Consider the following 11213-nt stretch of genomic DNA (forward strand, 5'->3'; position numbering starts at 1 on the left):
TTTGCATAGTTACCATAATAATAAACCCAGCTTAAGCTGGGTTTATTAATTAAATATATCAAATTCACTTTGCTGTTTTTGCAATGGTTTTGTCTAACATTTCAATAAGTTGATCTCGAGTGTAGCTATGGGGACCCCATTGATTGAGTTCTACTAACTGACGAATTTTTGTATTAATTGTTAAGGCTTGCTCTTGTTGATTTGGTGTGACTACATATCGGCGCAGTGGTTTGTCATCGAACAATGCATGCATGAAAGCTGCCGATACTTCATCTGGCTTTTTATAAGAAAGTTCTCTTGCTGCAGTGTCGCTAAACATCTTTTGCATATCGGGTGTGATTTCTCCACCCGTAGCTTCTACTTTCGCAAAACTGCGTAATACTGAGCTGCGACGTATATGTGATTGGTAGTTGCCCGGTTCAATAACACTGACCATCACATCTAGCGATGCCATCTCAAGCGCTAGCGCATCTGTAAAAGCTTCAATCCAATGTTTACTTCCGCTATAAGCACTTCCCCCTGCACGCGTTATTGTGCCTGCAATAGAGCCCGTGGTAGAAATGCGCCCTTTAGACTCAATAATTAAAGGAGAAAATGCTTTAGTAACACGATATACACCTTCTACATTAACGCGATAAACCATATTATGCTCTTCAATTGGCGTCTGAGATATTGCTCCACCGTTGCCAATACCAGCATTATTAACCAGTGCATAGAGTCCAGTATCGTTGTCTCGAATTAAGGCAAGAACAGCATCTATTTCATCCTGTTTAGTGACGTCGAGTTTGACCGCTGTAATATTGTTAATTGCATTAAGTGCACTTAGATCTTTGTCTTTTCTTGCACCGGCATAAACGTGATAGCCACTGCTTGCCAAGGTTTCAGCCAAATTACGGCCAATACCTGTAGAAGCGCCAGTCACCAGCACTGACTTCATTTTTATTTCTGGTTGACTGATAGCATGGGTTGGAACGCCAATTAAAAGAAGGGTTGTGACTAAAAAGTTAATAAAATGTTGAACACGGATCATGAAGTTTTCCTTACGTAACCACATTAAAGCGGAAAGAGTGTGAGTCATTAGTTATCAATAAACATTATCACTAATTTATATAAAAACCTTGTAGATATAAATTTATAAGGTGAATGGTTAATTATTCTAAAATTAGGAATGGAATAAAATAAAAGATAATTTATATGAATTTTGGGTAATCAGTCGGGAGTGATTTTATGTTTCTATATATGTATTGTGGGTCGAATTCACTGCACTAATTAGCGGTCAAAGGCGACTAACAAATTTAAGTTTAGCGTTGTTCCTTTGTTGCTAACTCCGTATGATTAGCTATACATTTAGACAGGATGAAATTCATTATGACAGATACCAATCCCAAAACTCCGCCAGCTGATTTTATGACCCAAGTACAATCCACCCAAACATTATGGGCATTACAAGACCAAGCCAGCGAAGGTTGGGTTGTTCTCGATTCAATTAATTTTGAAAACACCGATGTGATGCCCGTTTGGTCAAGCAAGGAATTGGCTAAAAGCCACTGCGTTGATGAATGGCAAGACTACATACCTATGTCTATTAGCCTTGCTGATTGGTTGGAGTTTTGGGTGGAAGACTTAGCCCAAGACAATGTATTAATAGGAGTGGAATGGCGTGATGGCGGCGAATACTTAGAATTAGAGCTTGCAGAATTTAGCCAGATACTGGCTAAGATAGAAACACTGTAAAATGTGATCGCAGGGCCAGATGAAAGGGGTAGAATTGAGGTGCCCCTAACACTCGATATAATTACTTTTTCCAAAGTGGTCTACCACACTAAAACATTATCCTAATTACACGGATTATTTTTGCCTTTAAATAGCCTACCTATCTTCAATTGATGATTAAACTATATAGTCAGGTATTAAACTCTGATGCCTTTAAACTGCTAATTCGATTTATGCTTGCTGCTAGTTAGTCAATCAGAGATTTGTTGGGTTTCATTCTATTGATTCCCTATATTATAAAAATTGACAGTGTCAATATAAGATATATTATATGTTGTCTATTATTTTAGACACTTAAACCGTGTTGTTCATCTCACAGATATGTTGATAAAAACTTTTATTTTTTAGAGGTTATTCTTCAATTTGTTAACAGAGCAATTGTTTGATGAACCACTGTTAAGCATAACATTAAGGGCTGTATGCCTAAGATATTGACCCCGGAAGAAATACTGTGTTTTCGTAATCGGATGTGTGATCAGGCGTTGGTGTCTTTTGGAAAGCATGGGGTAGAGGGGATTTCTTTACGCACATTGGCTGCTGATTTGTGCTGCAGTCGCACAACGCCTTACCGATACTTTAAAAATAAAGCTGATATTCTGGCGGCGTTAAGACAAAGAGAGTTTGGACGAATTGCCGATATTCTTGCAGCTGCACTGGAACAGCAGCCTGATACTAGCAAACAGTTAGAAGTATTATTGCGTGCTTATTTACAGTTTGCTATTCAATATCCGGATTCGTACCGAGTGATGTATAACGAAGCACAGCCAGACAGTGCAAAGTATAGTGAGCTGGAAGCTGAGATTTTTCGTAGTGCTGAACCCATGCGTCAGGTGGTGAATTGTTCTGTGGAAAACGGCACTATGATTGGTGATCCAGTAAATATTTTCTATGTGTTATGGGCAGGATTACATGGTCTGATTTCATTAGATTTGGCGCATTTGTTAGGCGATAAACGTAGCTTCGAAAACTTAGCCACAGCTATGATCCACTCATTGATCAGCGCGGTAAGCAACGAGTAGAGCTATAAAACCGGATTTGATCAACATTAACTTTTCAAAAGGTAAAAAAGTGTATAAAAATGCAGTCGCACTGTTTAGTCCGTTCAAACTTTCTAGCCCGTTCAAACTGTCTAGTCCGTTCAAACTGTCTAGCCCGTTCAAACTGTTTAGCCCGTCCAATTGCAAGGCCGAGTCATCTATATACACAATGGCTAAGTCAGCAACATTGCCTGAAACTATGTGTGCAAATATAGGATGGAAGTTTTTGGTCGGTGTCATGTTCAACGTTGAGTTTGTTGTTGGCCAAACTTTATTACAAGCCCTCAACAAAAATCATAAAACTATACAATATGAACTTGATCATTATTCAGGAGCAGTGCTTACGATCTTTTCGTAAGCCCAACCTTTATGTTGCCTTCTCATCCTAATAACGTCTTAGCCAAACGAACGCTCTTGTTAGCAGCAGCTGCTATGGGTTTTGCGCAAACCGTACTCTTTGCCATATTAGCACCTCTGGGGCGAGAAGTAGGCCTAGTAGAAGTGCAGATTGGCGCTATTATTTCTGCTTCTTCCTTAACTTTGTTTTTGGTTAGTCCCTTGTGGGGGCGTGCCAGTGATGTCTGGGGTAGAAGAAAAATCTTATTAATCGGTCTGTTTGGCTATTCTGTTGGCACCATAATGTTTGCTGGCGTATTTCAGGCTGCATTGTTAGGTTATCTTATTCCTGTAACCGCTCTTATATTATTAATTGTGACCCGTGTCGCTAACGCAACAGTGATGGCAGCAGTGTCTCCTTCAGCCAATGCTTACATGGCTGATATTACAACCGTAGAAGATCGTATTAAAGGTATGGGAGCCATCGGAGCTGCAGGCAATATTGGTTCAATATTAGGTCCTGCTATTGGCGGATTGCTCGCCAGTATTAGTTTGCTCACGCCACTATATTTCTCAGTTTTTTTAACGCTAGCCGCAGCTGTATTAACACTGTATGCCTTGCCGGAGTTGCCAAAGCCAGCGGTAATTAAAAAGCAACCAAGACTCAAATACACCGATGCAAGGATTTTCCCGCTTGTTGTCGCGGGTGTATTTTTGTTCATGGGTTTTGCCATTGTGCAACAAACCATTGCGTTTCGTTTTCAAGATGAGTTGGGGCTAAGCGGTATCGATACCGCTAAAATTGTCGGGATTAGTTTGATGTTTTCAGCTGCGGCAGCGCTCCTTGTTCAATTACTAGTGATACCTCGCTTATCTGTTAGGCCATTTGTATTGCTAAGAATATCTATGCCTATGATGATGATTGCTTTTGCCATGATGGCAATGGGCCATACTCAGAACATGTATATATTGTCTATGTGTATTCTGGGATTGGGCATGGGTCTTGCTGGGCCTGGATTTATGGCCGGTGCCTCTATTGCTGTCTCATCAGAAGAGCAAGGCGCTGTGGCTGGTGTGGCCGGTTCCTGCCCGCCACTAGGTTTTACGGTAGGGCCCTTACTAGGGACTTATTTATATTCAGTAGATGGCGCGTTACCCTATTGGTTTGCTTTCACCAGTTATTTCGTATTATTTTTATTTACGCTTAAGTTTAAAGACAAAAAGTGATGTTTTATCTTTAAACAATGAATTGGTAGGCGTGTTGCATAAAAAGCAAGTCCTCTGGTGCACATCACATTTGTGCCCCTTTAATCATTAAATTATCATGAACTTTAGACGATTTAGCGATACTTAGTGGGCTGCGGTATTCCACTATATTTTTGCTATCACGTACTGTTCTGTTCAAATGGTTCGTGGGCTGGCGACATCACCTATTTAAAGATAGATCTAGGGTGGATGTATCTGGCTGTCGTGATGGATTTATACTCACGCCGAATTGTGGGTTGGCACTTAGAAAAACGTATGACGACGGACTCGATAAGTCAGGCTATTATCAAGGTTGTAAATTTTACATTGTTCAAATAGGAGTTCGTTTTCCACAGTGACCGGGGCTCACAATATACCAGCCGTCGCTTCAGCAAACTTTAAGGGTTAGTGTATACACGCCTCAATAGGCGAAATAGGGGCGTGCTGGATAATGCGGTGGTAGAGCGATTCTTTGGCAGTTTGAAATATGACTGGATATTGTAAATTGCCCAAGCGATTCGCGAACATATGAAGCTATATGTCACTGATAAATTATGAAATGTCTTTAAAAAAAGTGTCTGGTTGGGGTTGACCAGAACAGAACTTGCTTAATGCTTTGTTCAACTTGGGTAAGCTGTTCAGAATTTTTTCTAGCCATCCTTTAACCGATTAACTAATTAGTGTTTAAAATGATGTTGAGCACAGACCAAATTAATTAATCCCAGATTGGTTTGAGCCGTGGTCATTTAATTAAGCTTTAGGTTAGAGAGAAATCGATAGCTTTAGGTAATAATAGATCCAAAGATGAACTGACTTTAATAAAATTACAAGTTTGTTATTAGGTTTTAAATTTGTAAGACTCTAGTATTTAATTTCGATCCAAGTTTGCATGACTACGCCATCGCCCGGGACTACTTTTGTAACGTTCTTTAAATCGGTGGGCGAAGCTGGCACTGTCGGCATATCCTACGGTGTCGGCGATTTGCTCTAAATTGCAATTTGTATAACGCAATAAATAACAGGCATATTCCATACGGGCTTGGGTCAGTAATTTCATAGGTGTCTTGCCTGTTTCTTTTTTACATAGTCGATAGAACTGTGGCTCTGACATGTGTAGTTCAGCTGCCAGTGAACTCACGCTCCATGGTAACTGCAGCTGTTTATTAACGTTACGTATCAGTGCTTGAAAACGCTGCTGCTGCGCACTTTGTGTGGGTGTCTTTTTTAGGGTCTGTTCAATCTGATACAGTAATACTTCGATGAGCCTTAGCTGAATGTCGGGTTTATAACGGCCATCACTGTGCTCAAAATCTCTGATCAATGACATGGTTTGATATAACAACGAGGTGTTGGCACTTTGCCAGACACCTGCTTTGAGTTGGTGAATAAACTTATACTCTGGGCAGTCATGTAATAACAACCAGCACATGTCCCAATGGTCTGCGTCAAGCTCATAGAGAAAAGGCGTCCCCGCCGGTATTAGCATCATGGTGCTTGGGCCAATAGATTGGCATCCCGACTCTAAGGTGAGTTTTCCAGCGCCTGATTGGGTGGAAATTAAGTAATGGACATGAACTTGATCATTCTTCCGGTCATTTAAATATTCGCCTTTACCCGTTTTTCCTATCTGGTAGGTTTGTCTTAAATGTGACACGCCCGCAAAAGCAATAAGGGCTTTTCCTTTACCAGGAAGCGATTCAAAGTTAAGAAATGATTCTTTACAACTTGGGTCGATATTAAGAATTTCACGCCACATACTTTTATTCACATGATAGTTTCAGACATGGTACATGATATTCGTAATGATGTTTATTTGCTTACACTCTTATAAAATACATGCTTATTCTATTTATCTGCTATTGAACAAAGTTAAATATCGCCATGCTAAATAACAATACATCAACACTGAAACAAAGCTTTAAACTTGCTTGGCCTATTTCGTTACAAAGCATTCTGGTGACGATGTTGGGAATGAGCGACATTATGATGGTGGGTCATCTAGGTGACTCGGCCGTTGCTTCTGTTGGATTGGGCAACCGCGTTCAGTTTGTTATATTAATCATTTTATCGGGTTTGGCTACAGGTGTAGGTGTGTTATCTGCGCAGTATTTTGGGGCAGGTAAAAACGGTCGTATTAGTCCTGTCATTATAAAAACACTGGCTATTGGTGCTGGGGTTTTATTACCTGTGGTATTGCTGACCTTTGCTTTTGGTGATCTTATTGTTGGGCTAGGCACCACTGATCAAGTCATCATTAACACTGGCAAAGCCTATCTTTGGGTGACTATGCCCAGTTTAGCATTTGTTGTTGTGGTCATGGTTTTTGAAAATGCCTTACGCGGCTTTGGTCAAGTTAGGTTTTCTATGTTGCTCGGTACGATTGCGATTATTATTAATATCGCTTTGAACTATTGGCTAATTAATGGCGGTTTAGGTATTAATGCGTTGGGAGTAGCAGGCGCTGCCTGGGCAACCTTTATTGCTAGAGGTGTTCACGCATCACTGATTGTACTTTGGTTGTATAAAAGCAAGCATGTCGTGTTTCCTTCTCGCCCACTCAGTAATGAGTTTTATGACAAAGCACAGTGGGTTTATTTAATTAAATTGGTATGGCCAATGATGGTGAGCTTCGGTGTTTGGTCATTGGGTACATTTTTTTATCAGCTTATATATGGTCGCATTGGTACCCAAGAACTCGCGGTAATGAGCTTGATGGCACCATTAGAAGGTTTATTGGTTGCGTTTTTTTTTGGTTTTGCTTCCGCTTGTTCGATTATGGTGGGGCAGCGACTAGGGCAAGATGCATTTAGTTCTGCTTGGTCAGTAGCCAAAGGGTTTGTTGTTAGTGCACCTATTGTCACATTTCTACTAGGACTGGTGATGTTAAGTCTGGAATCCTTTGTTTTTATGCCCTATGCCAACTTGGATCAGGATACGCTTGTTGTAGCACACGATATTTTTATGCTAATTACTTTTGGTACTTGCATTAAAGTCTTCAACATGACGGCTTCTATGGGAATTTTGCGAGCTGGGGGTGATAATAAACATTGTCTACTTATTGATTTCTCTGGAATGTGGATCATCGGCATTCCGTTAACTTTCGTCGCTGCATTTTATTATGCTTTACCAATTTATTGGGTAGTGTTGATTACCTATTCGGAAGAGGTTGTTAAATCGGTACTGTTTGTGTATCGCTTGAAAGCTAAATGTTGGTTACGTAACTTAACAATGGATATGCCATCAAAAAATTCTGTTTCAACTCCTACTGCGTAAAGTTAGTCGTCTGTTTGTTTTATTTAATGCTTAACATGCAAAAAGACAGTGATGATAAATTAGCATAACAGAATGCTTCAATGTGGCCATTTTTAGTATCGAGGATAATATCTGATCACCCAAAGTTTTAGGTTTATAACACTCTGATAAATATAGTTTTCAGCCTCACTATTGGCTGTATCAATAATCGAATATTCAATGTTTGAATGAGTTTTCACTACACGCTCACGTTATAGTCGATTGAGAATTTAGACTCCACTCAGCGCCAGAATACTCATAAAGGATAACGCCGATGCATGATTTTATTTTACACCACTATGAGTTTTCTCCCTTCTCAGAAAAAATTCGTACCCTGTTAGGACATAAAAACGCACACTATAAAACTGTTAACGTTCCGATAATCATGCCCAAGCCAGACTTGGTGACACTGACGGGTGGTTATAGGAAAACACCTGTGCTGCAGCATAACAATCATATCTATTGTGACACGCGCTTAATGGCTAGAGTGATTGACGAACAGTGTGGTGGTGAGAGTATTTTCCCTTCCAGTTTGTCACTCACCACCAATACCTTGGCTGCGTGGGCGGACCAACATTTGTTTAGTGTTGCTGTGGCGCTAGCGTTTTCGCCTGCTGGATTTAAAGCATTTCGTCAACGCGTATCTGAAAAGTTTGTGGAAGACTTTGTCAACGATCGAGCGAAAATGCGTCAGGGCGGAAGTGGCTTATCTATGGATGCAAATACCGCGTTACAGCTTTTACCCATTTACCTGCAACAGATGGAACAACAACTGAGTACTGATGGTTCCTATATGTGTGGTGAACAAATCAGTATTGCAGATTTTTCAATTTATCACTGCCTTTGGTTTATCAATAATAACGCTGGGGTTTGTATGTTACTGGAGGGTTATCGTCAACTTAATCTGTGGTTTGAAAATATGAAGGCTATTGGGCACGGGTTTCCAACCAGTATCGATGCAACAGCTGCCATTGATGTTGCACATTCGGCACCGACAGTATCGTTTTCGAATAGTGAATTTTTGGTGGTGAATGGTTTTGGGTTTGGTGATCGTGTTGAAATTATACCGACTGACTATGGTATTGCTCCAGTCACCGGTGAATTGATAGTGTCTAAAACTGATGAAGTTGCGGTTAAACGAATGGATGAAAAAGTAGGTGAAGTTTATGTACATTTCCCTCGCGTTGGATACAAAATGATCACCGCGTAAAATGATCGAATATTTATTAAAAATACGTATCTTTAACTTAGTCAACTCTTTTTTGTGAGAAAAATATGACAGGCTTTACAGCTGCGGATGTACCCGAGCAAATGGGAAAAACAATAGTTGTCACTGGTGCCAATACAGGTTTGGGCTTTGAAGTGGCAAAAACCCTAGCAGGCAAAGGTGCCCGAGTATTATTAGGTTGTCGTTCTTTGTCGAAGGCGCAAGCAGCTAAAGACAGAATACTTGGTATATTTCCTAAAGCAGATGTTGTTATTGTCGAATTAGATTTAGGTAGTTTGGTATCCATTCAAAAAGCGGCGCAGCAAATTAATCAAGAGCTTAGACTGGATATATTGATCAATAACGCAGGTATTATGGTGCCACCATTGGAGTACACACAAGATGGTTTTGAATCACAATTTGGTGTTAATCATTTGGGGCCATTTGTATTAACATCACTATTATTAGATAAAATTCGTGCCACAACTAATGCCAGGATTGTGAGCACTGCAAGCATTGCCCATAGAAAGGGGAAAATTAATTTTGACGATATTAATGCCAAAAAATATTACAGTGCTTGGGCGTGTTATTCACAAAGTAAAATTGCAAATCTGTATTTTGGTTACGAATTACAACGCCGTTTACACGCTATAGGTGATAACACAATCTCAGTTGTGGTTCATCCTGGGGTAGCTAACACAGAGTTGCCTCGATACATCCCGAAACCTTTTATGTTGATGATGCCTGTTTTAAAACTTTTTTTTAATTCGGCAGAGCAAGGTGCTTGGCCAACTTTGTGTGCCGCCACTATGGCGGGTGTGAAGGGTGGAGAATACTACGGGCCTTCTAAGCGAGGTGAAATCTCGGGGCCAGCGATTAAAGTTAGGTCGAATAAACGTAGTTATAGTGAATCAATTGCAAAAAAGCTATGGGATTTGTCTATCGAGATGACCGGCGTTAGGCCAAGCTTATAAGGTTTATATAGAATAGAGAGCATTGATTTAGTGGAACACTTGGACTTGGTGAAACCCACTTAATAGTGAACCTAAACATGTTATTAATATATTTTACATATGAATTTGTTTTGTAGTTATTCTCAAACTCTGAGTAAAACTCAATTTTGTTTATAAAAATATGCTTGATAATAGTATGGAGGGGATACCGATAACGTGGCGAATTTACCAATAAAAACCAGATAAATACATAAGCATCACTTTGATTCAACCATTTGGAATGATTTTGAGCTCCTCGATGACAATATTATTATTTCCACTTATGCCAAAGCGATACAACCTGAATGCAACAAATCGTTGTACAATTTCTGGTTGGTGGGGATCCAGAGCTTGAAGTTGCACAGATATCACCATGGATGGATCTTCGTTTGCCACCCAAAGTGTTCAAACTTCAGTTAGTGGCAGCGCAAACTCATGGGCGTTTTTTTAAAACGTACTTACCAGTTGATGCGTTGTGCTTTTACGATAAAGCTAAATATATCTATATCGGTAAGGATGTCAGAGACGTGATTTGGAGTCTTTTAACCACCATGTTAACGCCATTGGTATGATGCGCTTAATAAAACCCCTGGGTTAGTCGGACTTGAAACCAAAACCCAATGAATATAAAAAAATATTGGAATGTGTGGTATCAAAATGATGAATTCCCTTATAGTCATTTTGGGAAAACGTAAAAGCTAGTGGAAAGTTTAAGACGTACCAAATGTGATGTTCATACACTTTTCTGCTCTTAAAAAGAATGTGCCAAATGAAATTCGTAAAATCACCTCTTTTATAGAGGCTCACATTAGAAATGAAAATTGGCTAACGAGCCTAGAATATTGTTCCTTTAAATGGATGAAGGAAAACGCCACTTAGTCTTTGCTACCTGCTGGGCCGCCTGGGGTGGTGTGGCGAAATATTCATCAATAAAAGTGTTAATAGCCGCTGATCAGGCACCTTAAGTGACGCATATTCCTTGGAGTATGAAAATCGTGCCGAGATTGAGTTAGGGAAAAGATGTGCTGGCTGGCTTAAATATGGTCATCAGCGACGTAGTAAATCAGACCAAAATTTATTTTACTGAAAATAACAATGGAGCAAACCAGAACGATGTTATTAGTATTGTAAGGTACATATAGCTGTAGAGCGGCTGTAAGGTGTATTTATAATAATAGTTAATTATTATATCTAACTTTTGTACATTATGTGCATGCATGCATGCATGCGTGCATGCATGTATGCACATGTTTTGTCTTGTGGTATTAAACTAGCTTAATATCACAAGAATCTGATAGGTATAAACTTGTCACTTATACACATCTGACGCTT

General features: G+C 39.8%; 11 protein-coding genes and 1 pseudogene. 9 read left to right on the forward strand and 3 right to left on the reverse strand.

The window, feature by feature from the left end:
- Positions 1-64 precede the first annotated feature (64 nt).
- On the reverse strand, positions 65-1030 hold the full coding sequence (locus tag QZ562_RS16195) for an SDR family NAD(P)-dependent oxidoreductase (protein ID WP_293762337.1): 966 nt from the start codon (positions 1028-1030) through the stop codon (positions 65-67).
- A 338-nt stretch (positions 1031-1368) separates the two neighbouring features.
- Here QZ562_RS16195 and QZ562_RS16200 point away from each other — a divergent pair, with 338 nt between their 5' ends.
- The gene (locus tag QZ562_RS16200) at positions 1369-1734 is read left to right on the forward strand and encodes a DUF2750 domain-containing protein (RefSeq protein ID WP_293762340.1); all 366 of its coding nucleotides are present in this window, start codon (positions 1369-1371) and stop codon (positions 1732-1734) included.
- 458 nt (positions 1735-2192) lie between these two features.
- Positions 2193-2792: a TetR/AcrR family transcriptional regulator gene (locus QZ562_RS16205; protein ID WP_293762342.1), complete on the forward strand. Its 600-nt coding sequence runs from the start codon at positions 2193-2195 to the stop codon at positions 2790-2792.
- Here the strand turns inward: QZ562_RS16205 and QZ562_RS16210 are convergent.
- Entirely contained in the window at positions 2763-3050 is a 288-nt protein-coding gene (locus tag QZ562_RS16210; RefSeq protein ID WP_293762345.1) for a hypothetical protein, read from the reverse strand. The genes QZ562_RS16205 and QZ562_RS16210 overlap by 30 nt on opposite strands.
- A gap of 129 nt (positions 3051-3179) precedes the next feature.
- On the opposite strand from QZ562_RS16210, the gene QZ562_RS16215 reads away from it, so the two are divergent.
- Complete coding sequence (locus QZ562_RS16215) at positions 3180-4373, forward strand: MFS transporter (RefSeq protein WP_293762348.1); 1194 nt, start codon at positions 3180-3182, stop codon at positions 4371-4373.
- Positions 4374-4547: 174 nt separating this feature from the next.
- Positions 4548-4892, forward strand: a pseudogene (locus QZ562_RS16220) (DDE-type integrase/transposase/recombinase); the annotation flags it as partial.
- 367 nt (positions 4893-5259) lie between these two features.
- Here the strand turns inward: QZ562_RS16220 and QZ562_RS16225 are convergent.
- Entirely contained in the window at positions 5260-6159 is a 900-nt protein-coding gene (locus tag QZ562_RS16225; RefSeq protein WP_293762351.1) for an AraC family transcriptional regulator, read from the reverse strand.
- Between the two features lie 113 nt (positions 6160-6272).
- On the opposite strand from QZ562_RS16225, the gene QZ562_RS16230 reads away from it, so the two are divergent.
- The 5 genes from QZ562_RS16230 to QZ562_RS16250 all read left to right on the forward strand — a co-directional run bounded on the left by QZ562_RS16230 (position 6273) and on the right by QZ562_RS16250 (position 10760).
- The gene (locus tag QZ562_RS16230) at positions 6273-7664 is read left to right on the forward strand and encodes an MATE family efflux transporter (protein WP_293762353.1); all 1392 of its coding nucleotides are present in this window, start codon (positions 6273-6275) and stop codon (positions 7662-7664) included.
- 292 nt (positions 7665-7956) lie between these two features.
- Positions 7957-8892: a glutathione S-transferase family protein gene (locus QZ562_RS16235; protein ID WP_293762355.1), complete on the forward strand. Its 936-nt coding sequence runs from the start codon at positions 7957-7959 to the stop codon at positions 8890-8892.
- Between the two features lie 65 nt (positions 8893-8957).
- Complete coding sequence (locus QZ562_RS16240) at positions 8958-9863, forward strand: oxidoreductase (RefSeq protein ID WP_293762357.1); 906 nt, start codon at positions 8958-8960, stop codon at positions 9861-9863.
- Between the two features lie 323 nt (positions 9864-10186).
- Complete coding sequence (locus QZ562_RS16245; RefSeq protein WP_293762359.1) at positions 10187-10453, forward strand: sulfotransferase domain-containing protein; 267 nt, start codon at positions 10187-10189, stop codon at positions 10451-10453.
- A 157-nt stretch (positions 10454-10610) separates the two neighbouring features.
- Positions 10611-10760, forward strand: coding sequence for a sulfotransferase domain-containing protein (locus tag QZ562_RS16250; RefSeq protein ID WP_293762361.1), 150 nt, complete (start codon positions 10611-10613; stop codon positions 10758-10760).
- The last annotated feature ends 453 nt before the right edge of the window (positions 10761-11213 follow it).

It is taken from the genome of uncultured Paraglaciecola sp. (genome assembly GCF_913058035.1).
In the GTDB taxonomy this organism is placed as follows: domain Bacteria; phylum Pseudomonadota; class Gammaproteobacteria; order Enterobacterales; family Alteromonadaceae; genus Paraglaciecola.